Genomic DNA, 20,912 nt, shown 5'->3' with positions numbered 1-20,912 from the left:
TCCTAGAGCCTTTTCCGCTCCGATGGAATCGAAACGGGGCTCCCCCTTGCCATAGCCGAGTTAATTGACTATGGTCAATTAACTGATTATAAAACGGGAGGATGCAATGAGCGCCCTTGCGAGCCCCCTCGCCGGAGAAATCGTCCGCAGCGATTTCGATCCGTTCAGCCCGGCGACGCGGGCCGATCCCTACGGCACCTATGCGGCGCTGCGTGCCGCGGCGCCGGTCGTTCGCCTGACCAAATATGACATCTGGGCGGTGCCGCGCTTTGCCGAGGTCAAGACGATCTTCGGAGACCATGTCAATTTCAGCAACGCCGGCGGCGCCGGGCTTGCGAACCACTTCAAGGACAAGCCGTGGCGGCCGCCGAGCATCGTGCTGGAAGCCGATCCGCCGCTGCATACGCGGACCCGCGCGGTGCTGGCGCGGATCCTCTCACCTGGCGGGATGCGACGGCTCGCCGATGATTTCAAGGCCACGGCAACACGGCTGATCGACGGGCTGGTCGAACACGGATCGTTCGATGCGATCCAGGACATCGCGGAGGTATTTCCGGTCAGCGTGTTTCCCGACGCGCTCGGCATCGACCAGGAGGGCCGCGAGAACTTCCTGACCTATGGCGCGATGGTGTTCGCCGGCTTCGGGCCCGAGAACGACTATTTCCGCGACCTGATGAAAGAGGCGCCGCGCGTGCTGCCCTGGGTGGCGGCGCGCTGCCGGCGCGAGGCGCTGCGGCCGGGCAGTTTTGGCGCGCAAGTCTACGAGGCGGCCGACACCGGCGAGATCAGCGCGGAGGAAGCTCCGCTGCTGGTGCGTTCGCTGCTCTCGGCCGGGCTCGACACCACGATCAGCGCGATCGGCATGGCGCTGTACACGCTTGCGCGCCATCCGAAGCAATGGGCATTGCTCGCTGCCGACCCGTCGCTGTCGCGCGCGGCGTTCGACGAAACGCTGCGCTTCGATTCACCGGCGCCGTTCGTGTTCCGCACCACGCCGCATGACACCGAGATCGCGGGCGTTGGGATCGGCAAGCACGAGAAGGTGCTGCTGCTGCTCGCCTCCGCCAACCGCGACGCGACGCGCTGGGAGCATCCCGACCAGTTCGACATCAAACGGCGGCTGTCCGGACACATGGGCTTCGGCGTCGGCATCCACGGCTGTGTCGGGCAGATGGTGGCGCGGCTGGAGGCGGAGGCCGTGATCGCAGCGCTCGCGAGCCGCGTGAAGCAGTTCGACATTGCGGGTCCGGTCGCCTTCCGCGACAGCTCGGGTCTGCGCGCGCTCAGCACGATGCCGGTGCACGTCACCCGCAAGTAGCTTCGACATCGCGCGCCACGCAGCCTTGCTCAAGAAAAAGCCGGCGTACCTTTCGATACACCGGCTTGCACTTTGCCCTCTTGCGTAAACTCAGCTCATGCCGACGCCGCGCGCGGCGTGCGGTTGCGCGAGTTGCGCTGGAAGAACAGCGCCTGGCTCGCCACCGCCGACACCATTGCGGGCTGGAACGGCTTCGAGATCAGGAACGCCGGCTCCGGCCGTTCGCCGGTCAGGAAGCGCTCGGGATAGGCCGTGATGAACACCACCGGCACCTCGAACGTGCGCAGCAGCTCGTTGACCGCATCGAGGCCGGACGAGCCGTCGGCGAGCTGGATGTCGGCGAGGATCAGGCCGGGCTTCTTGTTCTTGGCGAGCGCCACCGCATCGGAATGGGTACGCGCGACGCCGATGACGTTGTGGCCGAGATTCTTCACCAGGCTCTCGAGGTCCATCGCGATGAACGTCTCGTCCTCGATGATCAGGACGTCGGTCGCGATCTCGGCGGCCATCTCGCGGCCGGCGGCATCGGTCAGCTTGCGGGTCTCTGCAATGTCGGTGCCGAGAATGTAGCCGACCTCCTCCTCCGAGAAGCCTTCCAGCGAAAGCAGCAGGAAGGCCTGTCGAGGCAGTGGCGTGATGTTGGAGAGCCGGCGCTCCGGCGGCAGCGAGAGCGTCGTCACATCGGCATTGTCGTTGTTGTTCACCGACACCGAATTCCAGATCTGGGTGAACAGCCGAAACAGCCCGGCGCGCGGACCGTGGCTCTGGTCCAGCAATGATCCGTCCTGCAACAGGGCCTCGAGCATGGCCCCGACATAGGCGTCCCCGGACGCCTGGTTTCCGGTCAGTGCGCGCGCATAACGGCGCAGCAGCGGAAGGTGTTCGGCAACGATCTGTGATCGGGACATTCCCACTCCATCCTTGTTCGTGAGGCCAACCGGCCTGAAACCCTACTCTGGGGCGGCGTACCATTTTGGGGCGCCCCCGGTTCCCCTGCATGCCCGACTACGCGCGAGCGCCGGAAAAGTTCCACGAAATAGTTCCAGCCTTCCGGAACTTTCTGCGCAACTTTGCATTAGCTCCTGACCGACGAGGCAACGCGGCCAGCCTCTTTTTTCGAGGAATCGACTTGAAAATCAGAGACTTCACTCCCGGGGAAGCGTGGATCACATCATGAAGGAAGTAAAGAAGCAGGGCGGTCTCAACGCCGAGATTCAATCGAGAATCGGCCACCAGCTTCGCGCCATGTACGACGACGTGGTGCGGCAGGGGGTGCCCGACCGCTTTGCGGAGCTGATCCGCAAACTCGACGGACCCGAGGCTGCCGCGGCGGCCGTGGCCGGGGGCGATACTGACAAGAACAATGGAGGGGACTAATGCCTCTCACCAATGAACTTCGCGACGACATCCTGGCGTCGGTCCCGAGCCTGCGCGCGTTCGCGATCTCGCTGTCCGGTAATGGCGACCGTGCCGACGATCTGGTGCAGGAGACCCTGCTGCGCGCGATCGCCAATATCGACTCATTCCAGCCCGGCTCGAACCTGCCCGCGTGGTTGTTCACGATCCTGCGCAACCTGTTTCGCTCCGACTACCGGAAGCGGCGGCGCGAGGTGGAGGATGCCGAGGGCAATTATGCCAAGACGCTGAAGAGCCAGCCGTCGCAGACAGCGCATCTGGAGTTCGAGGAATTCCGCGCGGCGCTCGAAAAGCTGCCGCAGGACCAGCGCGAGGCGCTGATCCTGGTTGGCGCCTCCGGCTTCTCCTACGAGGATGCCGCGGCGATCTGCGGCTGCGCGGTCGGCACCATCAAGAGCCGCGTCAACCGCGCGCGATCGAAGCTCTCCGCGCTGCTCTATGTCGACAGCGCCGAGGATTTCGGCCCCGACAACACCGTGCGCGCCGTGATCGGCGGCAATGGCGGCTAGACAAGCGCGATGCTAGAACGGAAGGGCGGCCCGCTGGGCCGCCTTTTTCATTCGGCGATGTTCCACAACGGTATCGCGCAGCATGACCAGGAAGACGTTTGAAGCCACCATCGTCCTGGAGGGCAGCGCCTGCTTCATACCGGTGACGTTCGATCCGAAGGTTGTTTTCGGGAAGGTTCTCGCTCCGGTTCTGGTCACGCTGAACGGCTACACCTATCGAAGCACCATCGCCTCGATGGGCGGGCAGGTCTGCATTCCCTTGCGAAAGAGCAACCGCGAGGCGGCGGGCCTAACGGGCGGCGAGACATTGCACGTCACGCTCGAACTCGATGCCGAGAAACGCACTGTCGACATCCCGCCCGACCTGGACAAGGCGCTCACCCCCGCTGCGCGGGCCCGCTGGGATCAGCTCAGCTACTCGCACCAGCGAGAATACGTCGAGGCGATCACCGAAGCCAAGAAGCCGGAGACGCGCGCACGCCGGATCGAGCAGACCGTCGCCCGTCTCGATCGATCATCGTCAAACTAGAGCGTTTTCCCTGGCGCTCGCTGCTGCGTGATCTGCCGCATTGCGCGACGATCGCGCCATCAGCCCGCCATTGCCTGCTTGACGGCAGTCGGCTTGAAGCCGTTTCTCAATTCGAGGATCTTGCCCGCGATCTCGGTCACCGGGACCGGATGACTGAACAGGAAGCCCTGGGCCTCGTTGCAGCCCTCGGCCCGCATGTGGTCCAGCTGCTCGACGGTCTCGATGCCTTCGGCGATCGTGGTCATGCCGAGGCTCCTGCCAAGACTGATGACGGCGCGCACGATCGATTTCGATCCATGCGTCGCGGTCGCGTCGCGCACGAAGGATTTGTCGATCTTGAGCTTGTCGAACGGGAAACTGCGCAGATAGCTCAGCGACGAATAACCGGTGCCGAAATCGTCCAGCGCAATGCGCAATCCCGACGCCTTCAGCTTGTGCAGCGTTGCAAGCGTCTCGCTGCTGTTCGCGAGGAAGACGGACTCGGTGATTTCGAGCTCCAGCCGACGCGGCGACAATTTCGACGCCGTGAGCGCGTTGACGACGACGTCGATGAAGTCGGGGTCGCGAAACTGAACCGCGGAGACGTTGACCGCGAGCTTCATCTCGCTGGGCCAGGTGACGGCTTGCTCGCAAGCGCGATTGAGCACCCATTCTCCCAACGGGCCGATCAGGCCGATCTCTTCGGCGATCGGGATGAACTGGTCTGGCGCCACCATTCCCCGCTTCGGGTGATGCCAGCGCAGCAGCGCCTCGAAGCCGCAGATGCGGTCGAGATGGAGATCGTAAAGCGGCTGGTAGTACAACGAGAACTCGTCCTTGGCCATCGCTTCGCGGAGATCGAGCTCGATCGCCCGGCGCCGCTGCAGGCTGGCGTCCATCGCGGGCTCGAAGAAGCGCCAGGTACCCCGACCTTCCATCTTGGCGCGGTACAGAGCGACGTCGGCGTTCTTCAGGAGCTTCTCTCCGGTGCTGCCGTCGACCGGCGACATCGAGATGCCGACGCTGCATCCGACCACGACACGATGCCCATTCAGCTCGTACGGAGCGCCGACGCATTCCACGATGCGGCGGGCGAGGCGCTCGGCCTCCTCTCCGGCCTGGACGCCACACTGGATGACCGCGAACTCGTCGCCGCCCAGGCGCGCGACGGTATCGACCTCGCGGACGCAGGCGTTGAGGCGGTCGGCGACCGCACACAGCAGTTCGTCGCCGACCGGATGCCCGAGCGTATCGTTGACCTGCTTGAAATTATCGAGATCGAGGCAGAACACCGCGAAGCCGGATCCACGGCCGACCTGAGCGACCGCCAGCTCGATCCGTTCGGCCAGCAGCGTCCGGTTCGGCAGCCTGGTCAGGGCATCGTGCCGGGCCATGAACGCGATCTGCGACTCGGCCCGCTGCTGTTCGGTGACATCCTCGCAGGTGACGAGCCAGCCGCCGTCGGATGTCGGCCGTTGCGCGATGGCAATGATCCGTCCATCGCTGAGATGCTGCAGATAGTTGCCCTCGTGCTGGGCCATCGATCGCTCGCGTTCCGCCAGCAGGTCGGCGACGGTCTGGTCACCGTGATTGTCGGCGGCGACGCTGAGGCCGAGCACGTCCTCCATGGTCATTCCGGGAACGACGAGCTCCGGCGAAATATCGAAGATCTCGCAGAACCTGCGGTTGGCGACCTGCAGCCGCGCCTCGCTGTTGTACAGGCACAGCCCTTGCGACATGTGCGTGAGCGCCGCGTCGAGCCGCAGATTGGTTTCATGCAGCTCGGCCTTCTGCTGCTTCAACGCGGAGATGTCGCTGTAAACGAGAACGACGCCGCCCTCCTGCGTCTCGCTGCGGCTGACACGCAGCCAGCGCCCGTCGGAAAGCTGCGCCTCGCTCGCGAAGCCATCGAAGTCACTGTCGGCCGGCGCCAGGCTGGGCGCATCGAGCCGATCCGACTGCAGAAGCTGCGGCGAGAGACGGATGAATTCGCTGGCGCGCGAGTTGGCCAGCGCGATCTGGCCATCCGCATCGAGCAGCACGACGCCTTCGTGCGACGTTTCGAGCGCATCGGAAAGCCGCGCCTGCGCGGAGCGGCGTTGCGAGACCTCCTGATCGACCATCCGCCTGATGTTGTCGCGCATGGTTTCCATGGCGGTCAGCAGCGTGCCGAGCTCGTCGGTGCCGCCCTTGGGGACGGTCGCGTCGAGGTCGCCGCCGGCGATGCTCCGCGCGGCCCGCGATGCAATGGCGACGGGCCCGATAATCCGGCGTGCCAACACCCACGAGAACAGCGCCGACAGGAACAGCGCGACGGTCAGCCCGGCGACGTTGAGCTGCAGATCCCGCTTGATCGTCGAGAGCGCCTTTTGCCGGAACAGAAAGCCGTCGCCGGCGGTGTAGTTGACCAGCAGCTCGACCTGCTGGCTGACGATCTTGGAGTAGCGATCGACATCGCCGACCGTCGTCCCCGATGCATGCGGATCAGCCGCCGAATTCCCCTCGATCGACGATCCGATCGCCCGGCGATGCAGCGCCATCCAGGCGTCGGCGGCTTCCTGAACCTTTGCCGCGGCTTGCGCGGCGCGCGAGGACTGCGAGCGGTCGGCGGCGATCGTCAGGTCTTCCGAAAGCGTCTTGGCGAGCTTTTCAATCTGGCTGTCGAGGCTGGCGCGAATTTCCGGATCTGTGGTCAAAAGACGCTGCGACGACGCGACCCGCATTGTGGCGAAGTCCGCACCGGCCGCGCGGGCGTAATTGATCGACATCAGGGATTCGTCGAACGTCTTGGCCACCAGATCGCCGGCATGGCGGATGCCAAGGATGGAGTATCCGCCGAGCGCGACGGCAACGGCGCTCATCGCGAGGCAAAAAATCAGAATCTGGGTGCGGATCGAACCTGTGGTCAGGGCAAGACGCGACAGGCCGCCGGTCGCGAGCCGAAAGGCTGCACCGCTCTTTACCTTGAGGTTGCCTAATAGGCTATCCATACCCGCGTTTCGCCGTAGTGCTCGATGTTCAAGCTACGCAGAAACGCGCAGCGCTTGCGGAAAAATGACTGTCTGTTCAAAATTGCTTTAGTAGTGACTGCAACTCATGCTGAAATCGTTAAGATCAGCTGGCGATAATCACCCTTACAGGTAAACGCGGGACGCATCATTTGCACGCTAGATTGGCCGGCGTCGGAATTCCAAGCGGGGGTCTCATGCAGTCAGGCTTGTTGCGCATCCTGCGCCTCGGCCGGTCCGGAGGCGTGCCTTTAGTGGCCGCGATTGTCACGGGAGCGTTAGCCGGCGCCGCTCTGGGTGCGGCGCCATACGTCATTTCGCAGAAGGATCGCGAATTCAAGCCCGCAGAGATATCAATCAAGCGCGGCGAGATTTTACGATTCATTAACGATGACGGCGAACTGCTGCATCACGCTTATTTGAGCACCGATACGTTCAGTTTCGACTCGGGCGACCAGCAGCCTGGCAGCAAGTTCGACGTCACATTTTCCGTACCCGGCGACTACACCGTGCTGTGCGGCATTCATCCGAAGATGAAGCTCGCGGTCCATGTCGCCAAATAGTCCCCCTCGGGGATCAACGATCTACAGGACTGAGGTCTTGAAGATCGCGGCGTGGCCGAAATAGTAGACGAACAGCGTCAGCGACAGCGCGGCGCAGAGCGCGACCGGGGCAAGCCACGGCGCGCGACGATCGCGCGGCAACACCTTGTTGTCGGCGAGAATCGCAAACAGCACGGCGATGATCGCCGAGTGTCCGATGGTGTCGATCTTGCCGAATTCGAAGCACGCGCTGATGAACATCCCAGCCAGCACGGCGGCGGCGCAGCGCCGGATCAGCGGCGTCCAGATCAGGGCAAAGGCGAGCGTGAATTCCACCATGCCCGCAGCGCGCATGTAGAACTCATTGTCGAAGCCGAGGGTCATCCCGGTATGCTCGATCAGGAGCGGAAAGCTCCATTCCGGATAGGCCCATTTTTCGATCGAGGCCCACATCAGCGTCACCGCCGCGGCGTACCGCATCACGTCGATCGGCCGGATTCCGAACAGATCCTTGTTCAGCCCGATCAGCGCAAAATAGGCGGCAACGCCGAGAAAAATCGGGTAGTCGGCAAGATGGAAGACGCCGTAATCGCGGACACCGATGCCGAACAGGATCGCCATCCCCACGGCCGACAGCGGCAGCGTGCGCCGCGACAGCATGCCGGCGGCGATGGCGAGCTGCAACGCGCCCACGAGCGGTGACGACGTCTTCAACTCGGGGGTCAGCAGGATCCCGCCCACGGCCCAGATCGAGATGAAGAAGAACGCGCAGACGGCGCGCATCATCAGTTCGGTGTGCAGCCGAAGTCCCTCGGTAATGCGGTCCAGCACGCGAATGGTCGCATCGCCGAGCGACGTCGGCTCGATCAGGCAGCCTGCAAACAGCCAGAAGACGGCGACGCCGAGCAGCAGTTCAAAATCGAGGCACAGGACATTCTCGAGTCCGCGGGGCTGACCGGCGACATCGTAAGCGCAAAACCATTTGACATGTGCCTCGGCACTGCGCGCGGCCACGACGCAAAACAAAACCGCTGCAAGGCACGTGGCGAAAAAGGAGCGCACAGCCGACGCGGCATCTCGCTCCCGCCCACTAAACATTGAACCAACCGCCCACACACATACGCTTAAGGACTTGTTTAACTTATATCAAATTTTACGCTTTGCGCCTGCCTCTGGACATCCGCTGGTTGCATTGTGGTTAATTGCGGCCCCAACCCGTCCCTCATTGCATCTTTTCCGGGCAGTTCCATCGAATTTTAGCTAATTCCGGCACGGGGGCTCAATTCAACTGTCGTAGTGAAATCCGGACAAATCGGATCGGGAGGCCGGTTAAATGTTCGGAGCGTTGAGCGTCGTGAGTATCGGGGTGGGGTCAGCCCTCGCCTATGTGACAAAATCGTCCCCGTCGCGCACGGCGGCCCTCGAGACCTGCGCGGGCGCGTTCCTGGTCGTCGGGCTCGGCCTGCTTGGGGCCGCACTGCCGCACCTCGCCTGACAAGCCCCCGTTCCAAACCCTCTGCTGCGCTCAGCGCCCTCTGCTGCGCTCAGCGCGGCAATTTGGGGATCCCCGCCACCGGCGGGGCCGTGGCGGTCAGGGTTTGCAGGAAGGCGATGAGGTCCTTCTTCTCGCCTGCCGTCAGCGATAACGGCTTAATGTCGGGCGACCGGCTTGGCCGCTCGATCCCGCCCTTGTTGTAGAGCTCGATGACATCTTCCAGTGTTGCGACCGATCCGTCGTGCATGTAGGGCGCACGGCGCGCGACATCGCGCAATGTCGGGGTCTTGAACGCATATTTCAGCTTCGCCGAGGTCGGAAAGTAACGTCCGCGCCCGATGTCGTGGCCCTTGGCGGTGCCGATATCCTGGAAGGACCCGTCTGAGAAGGATGGGCCGCTGTGGCAGGACGAACAACGTCCCTTGCCGTTGAAAAGCTCAAAGCCGCGCTGGGCCGTTGCGCTGATCGCGCTCTCGTCGCCCTTGATCCAGCGGTCGAACGGGGCTTCGCCTGCGACGATGGAGCGCTCGAAGGTCGCCAGCGACTGCTCGATCCTCGGCCGCGTGATCGCGCCGTCGCCGAACGCGTGGGTGAATGCATCGACATAGCCGGGGATCGCCGCGAGACGCGCGATCAATTCCGGCTCGGTCATGTTGAGGTTCATCGGGCTCAGAATCGGCCCGAACGCAACGGATTCGAGATCCTTGAACTTGCCGTCCCATCCCAGCGGCTCGAAGAAGGCCACATCGATCAGCGTCGGCGAACGGATCGGCAAGCCTTTCGGATCCTCACCGATGGCGCGCGGCAGGCCGTCGGCCCACGATAGGCTTGGCTTGTGGCAGCTCGCGCAGGAATGGGTCTTGGACCGCGACAGCAGCGGATCGAAGAACAGCATCTGCCCCAGCGCGGATTTCGCCTCCGAATAGGGATTACTGCTCGGGAAGGGAACCACGTCGGGCCGGCGATAGCTGGCACGGATTGTCGCAGGGTCGCGCGGCGCCGTCGCCGGGGTCAAGGCAAGCGACAGCCCGACAGGCAAAACTGCCGCGAGCAAGGTCAGGCTGACCCAAAGCCTCATCGGGGTCCTCAGACGGTATCCTGCTCGGTATATGCCCAAGCATGTTCAACGAAGTTTTAACGCTCGGTTGCGGTCTATTACGGATGTCGGATTTCGACACAGATCACGTGAACGTCGTCCGGCGCACCTGATTTCGATCAATCCGCGCAATAACATAGCCACTCAACCTGAGGCGGCTGCGGCGCTCTACTTCTTCGCCGGACGGACCGGCGCCGAGAGCTGTTCGGTGCGGTCGCGCTCGGTCATGTCGACCACCGTATCCATCGGCGCGGTGAGCTCATAGACATAGGAGACGTCGGTGAAGTAGCGCTTCGCGGTACCGCCGAGCGCCTCGGGCGCGACACGGTCGAGCAGGATGAGGCCGAAGTCACTGTCGGCCCGCCGCGTCGCCTGGCTGGTGTTGAACTCCTCCCAACGGAAATGGAAGACCGAGTCCGCATCCTCGCCGACGACCTCCCAGTTGGCGACGATGTGCGGATGCTTGCCGACCAGCGACAGCCCTTCGTCGGAGTGCGAGGCGAGCTCGAAAAACAGCAGCGACAGCGATTGCGCGGCGCGGGCGCTGACGGTGATGTCGGGACCGTTCACCGCGATCCGGTCGGCATGCGGAATCGCGCGCGATTCGAACAGGCCCTTCAGCTTGACGCCCTGCCACTGGCTCTCGCTGAGCAGCGTGACGACATTCGACATCGCGTGGATGCGCCCGATCAAAAGTTCGCGCGCGACGTCGATGTCGGCGCCGTGCCGCAGCGTGCGGGTCACGATCGACTGGATCACCGCGAGGATGTTCTTGACCCGATGGTTGAGCTCGTCGATGACCGCAGTCAGCCGGCGCTCGAAGCCGATCCGGACCTCGATCTCGCGGCTGAGGCGCAAATTGTTGTAGGCGACATAGCCGAACAGGCCGCAGACGATGCCGGTCAGCGCGAGGCCAATCGCCGCGACGATGGTCGCGGTCTGCTGTGCACGCACCGTGGCGTTGCTCTTGGCGTAATAGTCGAGCGACCAGTCCCGGCCGCCGAACGTCACCGTGCGGACCATCGACGGCAGCGGGCCGTCCTGGCGCACCGCGCGCGAGGTGACGATGCCCTGCTCGTTGGCGGTGAACTCGTCATTGGAATCACGCGGGTCCTTCAACGCCACCGCGAACAGCGAGGAATCGTCGTTGGTCAGCATCAGCGACGACAGCTCGTAGGAAAAGGTGATGAAGCCGGCCGGCTCGGACCCACCCTCCTGGAACACCGGCGCAGCGAGCACGACCCCGACCGGGCCGTTCTGCCGCAGCAGCGGCACCGGGTCCGAGGCCACGGGCTTGGCGTTCTCCAACGCCCGCGCCAGCATCGGACCGACCACCGAGTGGCGGTCGAAGGCGCGGCCCGGGATGCTCAGGGTTTCCGGATTGCGCGGCTCGACATCCATCAGCACGTTGATCGGCTTGTCGAGCGCCTTGATGTCGAGCGCCTGGTCGTCGAAATCGCGGATCGAGGGATTGGTGAAGCCGGCGGCCTTCAGCTCCGCCTCGGCCGCGGTCAGCTCGTTCGGCTTGAGCCGCGCGATCCAGGCGGCGACGACGAAATCGGTCTTGAAGGCGTAGATCGCCGAGCGCAGCGGCTGCAGCATATTGGCCTTCACCATCGACGGCGTCCGGAACAGCCCCGAGGCCACCCGCGCCAGCAGCTCGCGCTCGGTCAGGCGGTCCTGCACCAGGCTGGCATGGACGTCGATCGCCCGCGCCAGTGCGATACCGTCGATTGCGAGCTCCTGATCGTGCACCCGATAGGCGGCAAGACCGGAGAGCAGAACCCCGATCAGCGCAATCAATGCAACGATGAAGCCCAGTCGAACCACACGCTTACTCGGCAATCAGGGGGTGGCGAAAGGGGACGGTAGGCATCTGGCTTCTGCGGGGGCGGCGACAAATCAGGGTGCGATGAACGCCAGCCGCAAGGGAATATGGAATAGCGATCATCGGTACGCAACAGGAGCCGGGCGACAACATTAACGACGACGCCATCCGGCGGTCTTTGGCGGCACCAAAGGTTGCTAATCGTCAAAGTTGGAAATTGTTCCGGCGATTGCGCAGCTTTTTTGCGGCGGAGTGCGCTCCCCTCTCGTCGTCCGTCACCCTGAGGAGCGCGAAGCGCGTCTCGAAGGGTGAACGGCCCGCCGGTGGCCGTGCATCCTTCGAGGCTCGCTCCGCTCGCACCTTCAGCGACAAAGGCGAAGCCTTTGCGCGGGGATGACGGGATGGACGACTGGAGATCCGCCACAATGATTAACGACTAGCCCGCCTTCGTACCCGCCTTGCCCGCGGCCTGCGACCGAAGGCCACCCTTGGTCTCGATGAAGCTGATGATGTGGTCGAGGCCGTCGCTCTTCTTCAGATTGGTCATCACGAAGGGCCGCTCGCCGCGCATCCGCCTGGCGTCGGTGTCCATCTTCTCCAAGGACGCGCCGACATGGGGCGCGAGGTCGATCTTGTTGATCACCAGAAGGTCGGACCGCGTGATGCCGGGGCCGCCCTTGGAGGGGATCTTGTCGCCTGCGGCGACGTCGATGACGTAGATCGTCAGATCCGCCAATTCCGGCGAGAAGGTCGCCGCCAGGTTGTCACCGCCGGACTCGATCAGGACCAAGTCGAGATCGGGGAATTTCGCCCGCATATCGGCGACCGCGGCGAGGTTCATCGAGGCGTCCTCGCGGATCGCGGTGTGCGGGCAGCCGCCGGTCTCAACGCCGGCGATGCGGTCTGGCGTCAGCGAGCCGGAGCGCACCAGAAACTCGGCATCCCATTTGGTGTAGATGTCGTTGGTGATCGCCGCGATGTCGTAACGCTCGCGCATCGCCTTGCAGAGCAGATCCATCAGCGCGGTCTTGCCGGAGCCGACCGGACCGCCGACGCCGACGCGCAACGGGCCATGAGAAGTGGGCATGTGACACGCTCTCCGTTTTCGTCGTCCCGGCCTAGTGCGCGATTGCGCACGGGGGCCGGGACCCATTACCACCGAATTCAATTGTTGCGAGAAGCTGGGGCCGCAGACTTGCATAACCACGAAGGCCGGTGGTTATGGGTCCCGGCTTTCGCCGGGACGACAGCGGAGGGTGGCTCATGACCGAAACAGCCTCGTATACTGCGCTTCATGACGCAGGCTCGCGAGGTCGGCCCGGAAGGTCGCGCTGCCGAGATCGTCGAGCGAAGCTGCGTTGGCCCGCGCCGCGGTCGCGGCAACGACCGGCTCGAGATCGGCCAGCACGCGCTGGCTGTCGGTCTGGCCGAGCGGAATCAGCCGGCTGCCTGCGGAAATCCAATTCGAGAGCACGGCATGCAGGAAGGCATGCAGCGACGGCGCCAGCCGGATGCCATGCGCAGCGCTGACGACGCCGACCGCGATCGGGTACACGATCGGCCCGCCACAAGCCGCAATCATCGCGTCGAGGCCGGACGAACTCCAGGCCGCACGGGCAATCTCGATGAAGGCGCGTCCTTGCGTCGTGGTTTCGAGCTGCCGCTCGCGCGACGGCACGAAGGCGGCCGCGAGTTCGGCGATCTCCTTCAGCCCGGCATGACCGGGCTCCGACGCTGCGCGATGGCTCTGCGCAAGGAACACGGTGTCGCAAAAGCCGCTGCCGTCGGTGAGCATCGCCGCGAGCCAGCCGCGCAGCGACGCGGCATCGGTGACGTCGCCGGCCTCGACCGCCCATTCGATGCCGCTGGAATAGGCGAACGCCCCGACCGGGAAGGACGGCGACAGCCACGTCATCAACCGGTACAGCGCGGCCGCCTCGTCCTCCGCCATCCCGCCGCGCACCGCAGCGGGATCAGGCTCATTTGTGGTCATGAGCATGGGAGTGGTCGTGGTGATGATGGGCATGGTCGCAATGCTCATCATGATGATGGTGGTGGTCGTGGTCATGGTCATGGTCATGTCCATCGCCGTGATGGTGACCATGGTCGTGCGCGTCGCCATGGGCATGATCGTGCCCCGTGTGGCCATGCGCGGGTGCGTCGGCATGTGCGTGCTCGGCATAGGCGCCGCCCTCGGGATCGAACGGCGCCTCGATCTCGATGACACGGGCCCCTAACCCCTTCACCATCGCCTCGATCACGTGATCCCTGCGAATGCGCAGGCCTTTCGGCATGATCTGCGTCGGCAGATGGCGGTTGCCAAGATGCCAGGCGACCCGGATCAGATGATGCGGATCGCTGCCGCGAATTTCCGCGAGCGGCTCCGGAGCTGCGACCACCTCGATGAGGCGGCCGTCCTCCAGCACCAATGCGTCGCCGCCGCGCAGCGCGACGGCGTTCTCGAGATCGAGCAGGAATTCGAGCCCGCGCGTCCCGGTCATTGCCATCCGCCGCCGGTGCCGGTCGTCGAAATCGAGCACGACGGTGTCGGCTGCCGCTTCTGTCCAGCGATGCTGTCCCAGGACTTTGGTTGCGCGGATCATCGATTGCCTCAGAGCTTCTGAACCTTGGCGTCGCTGATGATCTCGATCACCGTCGGGCCCGTCTTCATTTCGGCGGAATATTCGCGCCACACCTTCATGTGCGGGGCCTTGCTGTGCGCGGTCAGGTCGTCGCGGGTCTCCCAGCGCTCGACGACCACATACAGATTGGGATCGTTGACGCTGACATGGCCCTCGTAGGAGAGGCAGCCCTTCTCCTTGTGGGTCTCGGCGATGCACGCCTTGTGTCCCCTAATGAAGTCGTCCTTGTTTTCCGGCTTCATCGGCGTGGTTGCGATGACATAGATCATGGTGTTTCTCCCGTTCTTGTTCTTGTTAGCGGACGTCGACCTTCTCGGGCGTGATCACCTCGATCTTCGGCGGCGCGGCCATGCACTTCACCGCGACGCGGCCGAACGTCTTCATGTGCTCGGCGGTACGATGCGGCACCAGCGCCTCGGCGTTCTCCCACTGCTCGACGAACACCATCTTGCTGTGGTCGGTGACGCTCTCGTGCAAGTCGTAGGCGATGTTGCCGGGCTCCTTGCGGGTTTCCTTGATGCAGGCCGTCGCCGCAGCGATGAATTCGGCGCGGGTCTCGGGCTTGATGGTCAGCGTGGCAACGACGTAAATCACGGAAATTCCTCCCGGTTTTCTGTTCTGGTTTCGATACCGGGAGTGGTTTTAGAACATAAAGTAGCGCTGTGCCATGGGCAGCACCTCGGCCGGCGCGCAGGTCAGGAGTTCGCCGTCTGCACGTACCTCATAGGTCTCCGGATCGACCTCGATCTTGGGCGTCGCGTCGTTGTGGATCATGCTCTTCTTGGAGATCTTTCCGCGGGTGTTCTGCACCGCGTAGAGCTTCTTGCCGATCCCGAGCTTGCGGGCGAGACCGCCGGTGACCGCAGCCTTCGAGGTGAACACCACCGAGGAGGCGGTCAGCGCCTTGCCAAAGGCGGCGAACATCGGCCGGTAATGCACCGGCTGCGGCGTCGGGATCGAAGCGTTGGGATCGCCCATCGGCGCCGCCACGATCGAGCCGCCCTTGATGATGCAGTCCGGCTTGACGCCGAAGAACGCCGGCGACCACAGCACCAGATCGGCCATCTTGCCTTTCTCCACCGAACCGATCAGCTTCGACACGCCATGCGCGATCGCCGGATTGATGGTGTACTTGGCGATGTAGCGCCTGACGCGGAAATTGTCGTTGTCGTTGCCCTTGTCCTGCGGCAGCGCTCCGCGCTGCTTCTTCATCTTGTCGGCAGTCTGCCAGGTGCGGATGATCACCTCGCCAAGCCGGCCCATCGCCTGCGAGTCCGACGACATCATCGAGAGCGCGCCGAGATCGTGCAGGATGTCCTCGGCGGCGATGGTCTCCTTGCGGATCCGGCTTTCGGCGAAGGCGAGGTCCTCGGCGATCGACGGATCAAGGTGATGGCACACCATCAGCATGTCGAGATGCTCGTCGATGGTGTTGCGGGTGAACGGCCGGGTCGGGTTGGTCGAGGACGGCAGTACGTTCTTCAGGCCGGCAATTTTAATGATATCCGGCGCGTGGCCGCCGCCGGCGCCTTCGGTGTGGAAAGCATGGATGGTGCGGCCCTTGAACGCCTTCACGGTGTCCTCGACGAAACCGGATTCGTTCAGCGTATCCGAATGCAGCATCACCTGGACGTCGTAATCGTCGGCCACCGACAGGCAGGTGTCGATCGCCGACGGCGTGGTGCCCCAATCCTCGTGCAGCTTCAGCGCGCAGGCGCCGCCCTTGATCATCTCGACCAGCGCCGCCGGGCGCGACGCATTGCCCTTGCCGGAAATACCGAGGTTCACCGGGAAGGCGTCGAACGACTGGATCATCCGCCCCATGTGCCACGGGCCGGGCGTGCAGGTGGTGGCGAAGGTGCCGTGCGACGGGCCGGTGCCGCCCCCTAACATCGAGGTGACGCCAGACATCAGGGCGTGCTCGATCTGCTGCGGGCAGATGAAGTGGATGTGGCTGTCGAATCCGCCCGCGGTGAGGATCTTGCCCTCACCCGCGATCACGTCGGTGCCGGGGCCGATGATGATGGTGACGTTGGGCTGGATGTCCGGATTGCCGGCCTTGCCGATCGCGGCGATCATGCCCTCCTTGATCGCGACGTCGGCCTTCACGATGCCCCAGTGATCGACGATCAGCGCGTTGGTGATGACGGTATCGGCCGCGCCCTGCGCGTTGGTCACCTGCGACTGCCCCATGCCGTCGCGGATCACCTTGCCGCCGCCGAACTTCACCTCCTCGCCATAGGTAGTGAGATCCTTTTCGACTTCGATGATCAAATCGGTGTCGGCGAGCCGCACCTTGTCGCCGGTGGTCGGCCCGAACATGTCGGCGTAGACGGAACGCTTGATCTTCACGGACATGTCAGCCCCCCAGTTTCAGCCAGCGCGGCCTTGGCGCGCGCGATGGTGTCATCGAAAATGCGGTCGAGCCGCGGATTGATCCCCCGGCAACCGGCAACGACCTTATCGGCCCAGGCCGCATAATCGGCGAGATCGTCGCGTTCGTCCTTGCCTGGATCCGGCACGATCCGCGCACCGATATTGCTGACCTTGTCGGCAATCTTGATCAGCTTGGCGCCGGGCGATTTGTGCGGAGCGTCCTCGATCTGCTTTTGCCGGCGTACGGCCTTCGGCAGGCTCATGTCGTCGGTGCATTCGACCACCAGCCCGGCAACGCGCTCACTGAACTTTTGCGCGAGCTCTTCGCGCGTGGTCTCGGTGTCCTCGATGGTGTCGTGCAGCCATCCCGCCGCCACCAGCTCGGCATCGGCACCGTCAGTCACCTGCGCCAGCAGGTTGGCGACCTCGGCAAGATGGTTGATGTAAGGCTCATTCCCCCGCCCCTTGCGCGCCATGCCGTTGTGACGGCGCGCGGCAAGCTCGGCAGCTTCGGAGACCATGCAAAGCGCGGGTAGCATCGGGCCTACAACTTCCCCTTCACCTCGGCTCGAAAACCGTAGATCACGCGCTTGCCGGCGAGTGCCACGAGATGGACGTCGCGGGTCTGGCCGGGCTCGAAGCGGACGGCGGTGCCGGCGGCAATGTCGAGGCGCATGCCGCGGGCTTTCTTGCGGTCGAATTTCAGCGCCGGGTTCGTCTCGAAGAAATGATAGTGCGAGCCGACCTGGATCGGGCGGTCGCCGGTGTTGGCAACCGACAGCGTCACAGTCTTGCGGCCGGCATTGAGCTCGATCTCGCCGTCCTTGATGAAGAGTTCGCCGGGGATCATGTCGCGCTCCTATCGGATCGGTTCGTGCACGGTGACGAGCTTGGTGCCGTCGGGGAATGTCGCCTCGACCTGGATGTCGTGGATCATCTCCGGGATGCCATCCATCACCTGCGCGCGGGTCAGGACCTTGGCGCCGGCCTGCATCAGCTCGGCGACGGTGCGGCCGTCGCGCGCGCCCTCGACGATGTAATCGGTGATCAGCGCCACCGCTTCGGGATGGTTCAGCTTGACGCCACGCTCGAGCCGGCGGCGCGCCACCATGGCGGCCATCGATACCAGGAGCTTGTCCTTTTCGCGGGGAGACAAATTCATGCGAGCACTCTGATCGTTCTTGAAAGGTCTAGTTGAGCCACAGCCGCGGCAGCGGCACGGCGGAGGCGCGGCCAAGCACCGCCATCATGTCGGCGCGCAACCGGGCCGCATCTTGGGCACAGAAGCGCGCCATTGCAAAGCCATTCCAGGCCGAGATGCCGACCTCGGCGCCGAAGCTGTCAGACGCCGCGCGGATGCGCTCGACCAGCGCCTCGTCGCCCGGCACGATCAGCGCGGTGCCGATCGCGCAGCCACCCCCCGCGATCGCGGACTTTGCGAGCTTCTCGCCGATCTCGCCGTCGAGGCGGATGGTCTCGGCAAACACCAGCTTGCCGCCGCGCCGCATCCGCCAGCGGTCGACGAACTCGCCATGGCGCATGGTCTCGCCCATCGCGGCGCGGCCGAACACCACGATCTCGCACAGCAAGAGCGAAGCGCCCTCGGCAAGGTCGATGTCGAAGCCGCGATGAATACGGGCACGGTCGAACAGGATGGTCTCCTGCGGCAGCCAGGAGAGATGCGCGCCATCAGCGACCTTCAGCGCGATGTCGAGCCGCGCCGCCGCTGCCGGGCCTGGTGCGATCCAGTTGGATCGCTCCAGGCCCTCATTTTGTTTGGACGCGTTTTCTTCACGCGAACCGGCATCCACTTCGCTCGAAAACGCTGCCGGTGCGCGATAGACCTTTTCGGCGGCCGCCGTGGTCAGGGTCAGGCGAGCGCCCTCGCCGGCTGCGATTGCAATCTCGAAGCGGTCGCCGCCGGCAATGCCGCCGGCGGTGTTGACGAACATCGCCGACAGGCCGTCGTCCTCCGGCGACGGGAAACGCACGCGCAGCGAACCTGACTCATGGAGATCACCGCGGCGGGTGGCGCCATCCTTGCGATGCACGCCGAACCTGACCGCGCCCTGGGCGCGGTTTGCCGCAAACGTTGCCGCTGCCGCGCCTGCGATCCCGGTCCGCATTCCCCCGACGCTCCCTTGACTCACGCCGCGCGCGGCGGCGTCACACCATCTTCACAGCGCCATCTGGCGGCTGATCTCGGCGGGATCGAGGCTTGCGCGATCGCAGGCATACTTCACCGCACCCCGGTCCATCACGGCAAAACTGTCGCCGAGTTCGCAGGCAAAGTCGAGATATTGTTCGACCAGCACGATTGCGATGTTGCCGAGGTTGCGCAGATAGGAAATGGCGCGGCCGATGTCCTTGATGATCGAGGGCTGGATGCCTTCGGTCGGCTCGTCGAGCAGCAGGAGCTTTGGCCGCATCACCAGCGCGCGGCCGATCGCGAGCTGCTGCTGCTGGCCGCCGGAGAGGTCGCCGCCGCGGCGGCCCAGCATGGTCTGCAGCACCGGAAACAGCGAAAACACGTCGTCGGGGATGTTGCGGTCCTCGCGCTTCAGCGGGCCGAAGCCAGTCTTGAGGTTTTCCTCGACCGTCAGCAGCGGGAAGATCTCGCGGCCCTGCGGCACGAAGCCGATGCCGCGCCGCGCCCGCTCATAGGGCTTGAGCGCGGTGATGTCCTTGCCGTCGAAATTGATCGCGCCGGAGGCGATCGGATACTGGCCGACCATGGCGCGCAGCAGCGAGGTCTTGCCGACGCCGTTGCGGCCGAGCACGCAGGTGACCTTGCCCGGCTCGGCGGTCAGCGACACCCCGCGCAGCGCCTGCGCTGCGCCGTAATAGAGGTTGATGTTGTCGATCTTCAGCATCGCCTAGCGCCCCAGATACACTTCGACCACCCGCTCGTTCGACGACACCTGGTCGATCGAACCTTCAGCGAGCACCGTGCCTTCATGCAGGCAGGTCACCTTGACGCCGAGCTCGCGCACGAAGGTCATGTCGTGCTCGACCACCATGATGGTGTGGTTCTTGTTGATCTCTTTGAGCAGCTCCGCGGTCAAATGGGTCTCGACATCGGTCATGCCGGCGACCGGCTCGTCGACCAGCAGCACCTTGGGGTCCTGCGCCAGCAGCATGCCGATCTCGAGCCACTGCTTCTGGCCGTGCGACAGGCTGCCGGCGAGGCGGTTGCGCGCATCGGTCAAGCGGATGGTCTCGAGCACCTTGTCGATGCGCTCGGACTCGGCTCTGCTGCCGCGCCAGAACAGCGTGCCGCGCACGGAATGATCGACATTGAGCGCGAGCAGCAGATTGTCCTGCACGGTCTGGCTCTCGAACACCGTCGGCTTCTGGAATTTGCGGCCGATGCCGAGCTCGGCGATGCGGGTCTCGTCGAGCCGGGTCAGGTCGACGGTGCCGTCGAACAGCACGGTGCCCTCATCCGGCTTGGTCTTGCCGGTGATGATGTCCATCATCGTGGTCTTGCCGGCGCCGTTCGGGCCGATGATGGCGCGCATCTCGCCGGGCGCGAGCGTCAGCGACAGATTGTTGATGGCGTGGAAGCCGTCGAACGAGACGTGCACGCCATCGAGATAGAGCATGGCCGAAGTGGCGCGGCTATCCATGACGTTCATCTGCCTACTCCGCCAGGTTCGGTGCGCCGACGCCGTCTTCGCGCGCGGCGCTTTCCGCGTCGGCCGCAAGGGCCGCGCTGCGTCGCGTCTCCCACCAGCTGTTGAAGGTGCCGACGATGCCCTTAGGCAACAGCAGCGTGACCAGGATGAACAGCGCGCCCAGCATGAACAGCCAGTACGGCGCCAGCGGCCCCGAGGTGAATAACGTCTTGGCGTAATTGACGACGACGGCGCCGAGCGCGGCGCCGATCAGCGTGCCGCGACCGCCGACCGCGACCCAGATCACGGCCTCGATCGAATTGCCGGGTGCGAACTCGCTCGGATTGATGATGCCGACCTGCGGCACGTAAAGCGCACCTGCGACGCCGGCCATGCAGGCCGACAGCGTGAACACGAACAGCTTGTAGGATTCGACGCGATAACCGAGGAAGCGGGTCCGGCTTTCGGCGTCGCGCACCGCGATCAGGACCTTGCCGAGCTTCGAGGTCACGATCGCGCGGCAGATCAGGAAGGCGATGATCAGCGCCAGGCAGCTC

The 20,912-nt window shown here is 64.3% G+C and carries 24 protein-coding genes; 6 read left to right on the top strand and 18 right to left on the bottom strand.

The window, feature by feature from the left end; genetic code table 11:
- Positions 1-106 precede the first annotated feature (106 nt).
- On the top strand, positions 107-1,318 hold the full coding sequence (locus tag H8B02_RS25485; RefSeq protein ID WP_229168789.1) for a cytochrome P450: 1,212 nt from the start codon (positions 107-109) through the stop codon (positions 1,316-1,318).
- 95 nt (positions 1,319-1,413) lie between these two features.
- Here H8B02_RS25485 and H8B02_RS25480 read toward each other — a convergent pair whose 3' ends face one another.
- Positions 1,414-2,226, bottom strand: coding sequence for a response regulator (locus H8B02_RS25480; RefSeq protein WP_229168788.1), 813 nt, complete (start codon positions 2,224-2,226; stop codon positions 1,414-1,416).
- 265 nt (positions 2,227-2,491) lie between these two features.
- Between H8B02_RS25480 and H8B02_RS25475 the strand changes: the two genes are divergently transcribed.
- The 3 genes from H8B02_RS25475 (at position 2,492) to H8B02_RS25465 (ending at position 3,772) form a co-directional block, all read left to right on the top strand.
- Positions 2,492-2,695 carry a NepR family anti-sigma factor gene (locus tag H8B02_RS25475; RefSeq protein ID WP_018269610.1) on the top strand — a complete coding sequence of 68 codons (204 nt, stop codon included), beginning with the start codon at positions 2,492-2,494 and terminating at the stop codon, positions 2,693-2,695.
- On the top strand, positions 2,695-3,243 hold the full coding sequence (locus H8B02_RS25470) for a sigma-70 family RNA polymerase sigma factor (protein WP_092118964.1): 549 nt from the start codon (positions 2,695-2,697) through the stop codon (positions 3,241-3,243). The genes H8B02_RS25475 and H8B02_RS25470 overlap by 1 nt, the downstream gene beginning before the upstream one ends.
- 82 nt (positions 3,244-3,325) lie before the next feature.
- The gene (locus H8B02_RS25465; RefSeq protein WP_229168787.1) at positions 3,326-3,772 is read left to right on the top strand and encodes a YdeI/OmpD-associated family protein; all 447 of its coding nucleotides are present in this window, start codon (positions 3,326-3,328) and stop codon (positions 3,770-3,772) included.
- Between the two features lie 59 nt (positions 3,773-3,831).
- Here the strand turns inward: H8B02_RS25465 and H8B02_RS25460 are convergent, their stop codons facing one another.
- Positions 3,832-6,741 (bottom strand): EAL domain-containing protein, encoded by a 2,910-nt coding sequence (locus tag H8B02_RS25460; RefSeq protein ID WP_229168786.1) that lies wholly within the window; start codon positions 6,739-6,741, stop codon positions 3,832-3,834.
- 215 nt (positions 6,742-6,956) lie between these two features.
- Between H8B02_RS25460 and H8B02_RS25455 the strand changes: the two genes are divergently transcribed.
- On the top strand, positions 6,957-7,322 hold the full coding sequence (locus tag H8B02_RS25455) for a methylamine utilization protein (RefSeq protein ID WP_229168785.1): 366 nt from the start codon (positions 6,957-6,959) through the stop codon (positions 7,320-7,322).
- Positions 7,323-7,343: 21 nt separating this feature from the next.
- On the opposite strand, the gene H8B02_RS25450 is transcribed toward H8B02_RS25455, so the two are convergent.
- Positions 7,344-8,327: a hypothetical protein gene (locus H8B02_RS25450; RefSeq protein WP_229168784.1), complete on the bottom strand. Its 984-nt coding sequence runs from the start codon at positions 8,325-8,327 to the stop codon at positions 7,344-7,346.
- A 340-nt stretch (positions 8,328-8,667) separates the two neighbouring features.
- On the opposite strand from H8B02_RS25450, the gene H8B02_RS48125 reads away from it, so the two are divergent.
- Positions 8,668-8,796 carry a hypothetical protein gene (locus H8B02_RS48125; protein WP_275949075.1) on the top strand — a complete coding sequence of 43 codons (129 nt, stop codon included), beginning with the start codon at positions 8,668-8,670 and terminating at the stop codon, positions 8,794-8,796.
- A 49-nt stretch (positions 8,797-8,845) separates the two neighbouring features.
- Here the strand turns inward: H8B02_RS48125 and H8B02_RS25445 are convergent, their stop codons facing one another.
- The 15 genes from H8B02_RS25445 to H8B02_RS25375 form a co-directional block, all read right to left on the bottom strand.
- Positions 8,846-9,874 (bottom strand): cytochrome-c peroxidase, encoded by a 1,029-nt coding sequence (locus H8B02_RS25445; RefSeq protein ID WP_229168783.1) that lies wholly within the window; start codon positions 9,872-9,874, stop codon positions 8,846-8,848.
- 186 nt (positions 9,875-10,060) lie between these two features.
- Entirely contained in the window at positions 10,061-11,722 is a 1,662-nt protein-coding gene (locus H8B02_RS25440) for a CHASE domain-containing protein (protein WP_229168782.1), read from the bottom strand.
- A gap of 434 nt (positions 11,723-12,156) precedes the next feature.
- Positions 12,157-12,807 (bottom strand): urease accessory protein UreG, encoded by a 651-nt coding sequence (gene ureG, locus H8B02_RS25435; protein ID WP_229168781.1) that lies wholly within the window; start codon positions 12,805-12,807, stop codon positions 12,157-12,159.
- Between the two features lie 174 nt (positions 12,808-12,981).
- Complete coding sequence (locus H8B02_RS25430) at positions 12,982-13,719, bottom strand: urease accessory protein UreF (RefSeq protein WP_229168798.1); 738 nt, start codon at positions 13,717-13,719, stop codon at positions 12,982-12,984.
- A complete protein-coding gene (locus H8B02_RS25425; RefSeq protein WP_229168780.1) occupies positions 13,700-14,323 on the bottom strand; it encodes an urease accessory protein UreE in 624 nt (207 codons plus the stop codon). Before H8B02_RS25425 ends, H8B02_RS25430 begins: the two co-directional genes overlap by 20 nt.
- Positions 14,324-14,331: 8 nt before the next feature.
- Positions 14,332-14,631: a putative quinol monooxygenase gene (locus tag H8B02_RS25420; protein WP_092118991.1), complete on the bottom strand. Its 300-nt coding sequence runs from the start codon at positions 14,629-14,631 to the stop codon at positions 14,332-14,334.
- A 25-nt stretch (positions 14,632-14,656) separates the two neighbouring features.
- Positions 14,657-14,956 carry a putative quinol monooxygenase gene (locus H8B02_RS25415; protein ID WP_024581875.1) on the bottom strand — a complete coding sequence of 100 codons (300 nt, stop codon included), beginning with the start codon at positions 14,954-14,956 and terminating at the stop codon, positions 14,657-14,659.
- A gap of 48 nt (positions 14,957-15,004) precedes the next feature.
- Positions 15,005-16,720, bottom strand: a complete 1,716-nt coding sequence (ureC, locus tag H8B02_RS25410; RefSeq protein ID WP_229168779.1) for an urease subunit alpha — start codon at positions 16,718-16,720, stop codon at positions 15,005-15,007.
- Positions 16,711-17,259, bottom strand: coding sequence for an HD domain-containing protein (locus tag H8B02_RS25405; protein ID WP_376711712.1), 549 nt, complete (start codon positions 17,257-17,259; stop codon positions 16,711-16,713). The genes ureC and H8B02_RS25405 overlap by 10 nt, the downstream gene beginning before the upstream one ends.
- A 23-nt stretch (positions 17,260-17,282) precedes the next feature.
- Positions 17,283-17,588: an urease subunit beta gene (locus H8B02_RS25400; RefSeq protein ID WP_038387566.1), complete on the bottom strand. Its 306-nt coding sequence runs from the start codon at positions 17,586-17,588 to the stop codon at positions 17,283-17,285.
- A 9-nt stretch (positions 17,589-17,597) separates the two neighbouring features.
- Positions 17,598-17,900 (bottom strand): urease subunit gamma, encoded by a 303-nt coding sequence (locus tag H8B02_RS25395; protein ID WP_063695274.1) that lies wholly within the window; start codon positions 17,898-17,900, stop codon positions 17,598-17,600.
- Between the two features lie 28 nt (positions 17,901-17,928).
- On the bottom strand, positions 17,929-18,864 hold the full coding sequence (locus H8B02_RS25390; protein ID WP_229168777.1) for an urease accessory protein UreD: 936 nt from the start codon (positions 18,862-18,864) through the stop codon (positions 17,929-17,931).
- A gap of 51 nt (positions 18,865-18,915) precedes the next feature.
- The gene (gene urtE / locus H8B02_RS25385) at positions 18,916-19,611 is read right to left on the bottom strand and encodes an urea ABC transporter ATP-binding subunit UrtE (RefSeq protein WP_092119000.1); all 696 of its coding nucleotides are present in this window, start codon (positions 19,609-19,611) and stop codon (positions 18,916-18,918) included.
- 3 nt (positions 19,612-19,614) lie between these two features.
- Positions 19,615-20,376: an urea ABC transporter ATP-binding protein UrtD gene (gene urtD, locus H8B02_RS25380; protein ID WP_229168776.1), complete on the bottom strand. Its 762-nt coding sequence runs from the start codon at positions 20,374-20,376 to the stop codon at positions 19,615-19,617.
- 4 nt (positions 20,377-20,380) lie between these two features.
- A partial coding sequence (locus tag H8B02_RS25375; RefSeq protein ID WP_446471715.1) for an ABC transporter permease subunit occupies positions 20,381-20,912 on the bottom strand: 532 nt, incomplete at its 5' end.

This window comes from Bradyrhizobium altum (assembly GCF_020889705.1).
Lineage (GTDB): Bacteria > Pseudomonadota > Alphaproteobacteria > Rhizobiales > Xanthobacteraceae > Bradyrhizobium > Bradyrhizobium altum.
Note: the sequence above shows the minus strand (reverse complement) of the source record. Positions and strands in the feature narration are given on the sequence as shown.

What these genes read in the sequence shown, in the direction of transcription:
- urtD (WP_229168776.1), bottom strand. Translation starts at nt 20,376, where the DNA reads ATGAACGTCATGGATAGCCGCGCCACTTCGGCCATGCTCTATCTCGAT.
- H8B02_RS25485 (WP_229168789.1), top strand. Translation starts at nt 107, where the DNA reads ATGAGCGCCCTTGCGAGCCCCCTCGCCGGAGAAATCGTCCGCAGCGAT.
- H8B02_RS25425 (WP_229168780.1), bottom strand. Translation starts at nt 14,323, where the DNA reads ATGATCCGCGCAACCAAAGTCCTGGGACAGCATCGCTGGACAGAAGCG.
- H8B02_RS25400 (WP_038387566.1), bottom strand. Translation starts at nt 17,588, where the DNA reads ATGATCCCCGGCGAACTCTTCATCAAGGACGGCGAGATCGAGCTCAAT.
- H8B02_RS25405 (WP_376711712.1), bottom strand. Translation starts at nt 17,259, where the DNA reads ATGGTCTCCGAAGCTGCCGAGCTTGCCGCGCGCCGTCACAACGGCATG.
- ureC (WP_229168779.1), bottom strand. Translation starts at nt 16,720, where the DNA reads ATGTCCGTGAAGATCAAGCGTTCCGTCTACGCCGACATGTTCGGGCCG.
- H8B02_RS25390 (WP_229168777.1), bottom strand. Translation starts at nt 18,864, where the DNA reads ATGCGGACCGGGATCGCAGGCGCGGCAGCGGCAACGTTTGCGGCAAAC.
- H8B02_RS25420 (WP_092118991.1), bottom strand. Translation starts at nt 14,631, where the DNA reads ATGATCTATGTCATCGCAACCACGCCGATGAAGCCGGAAAACAAGGAC.
- urtE (WP_092119000.1), bottom strand. Translation starts at nt 19,611, where the DNA reads ATGCTGAAGATCGACAACATCAACCTCTATTACGGCGCAGCGCAGGCG.
- H8B02_RS25445 (WP_229168783.1), bottom strand. Translation starts at nt 9,874, where the DNA reads ATGAGGCTTTGGGTCAGCCTGACCTTGCTCGCGGCAGTTTTGCCTGTC.
- H8B02_RS25430 (WP_229168798.1), bottom strand. Translation starts at nt 13,719, where the DNA reads ATGCTCATGACCACAAATGAGCCTGATCCCGCTGCGGTGCGCGGCGGG.
- ureG (WP_229168781.1), bottom strand. Translation starts at nt 12,807, where the DNA reads ATGCCCACTTCTCATGGCCCGTTGCGCGTCGGCGTCGGCGGTCCGGTC.
- H8B02_RS25470 (WP_092118964.1), top strand. Translation starts at nt 2,695, where the DNA reads ATGCCTCTCACCAATGAACTTCGCGACGACATCCTGGCGTCGGTCCCG.
- H8B02_RS25395 (WP_063695274.1), bottom strand. Translation starts at nt 17,900, where the DNA reads ATGAATTTGTCTCCCCGCGAAAAGGACAAGCTCCTGGTATCGATGGCC.
- H8B02_RS25455 (WP_229168785.1), top strand. Translation starts at nt 6,957, where the DNA reads ATGCAGTCAGGCTTGTTGCGCATCCTGCGCCTCGGCCGGTCCGGAGGC.
- H8B02_RS25460 (WP_229168786.1), bottom strand. Translation starts at nt 6,741, where the DNA reads ATGGATAGCCTATTAGGCAACCTCAAGGTAAAGAGCGGTGCAGCCTTT.
- H8B02_RS25475 (WP_018269610.1), top strand. Translation starts at nt 2,492, where the DNA reads ATGAAGGAAGTAAAGAAGCAGGGCGGTCTCAACGCCGAGATTCAATCG.
- H8B02_RS25480 (WP_229168788.1), bottom strand. Translation starts at nt 2,226, where the DNA reads ATGTCCCGATCACAGATCGTTGCCGAACACCTTCCGCTGCTGCGCCGT.
- H8B02_RS25465 (WP_229168787.1), top strand. Translation starts at nt 3,326, where the DNA reads ATGACCAGGAAGACGTTTGAAGCCACCATCGTCCTGGAGGGCAGCGCC.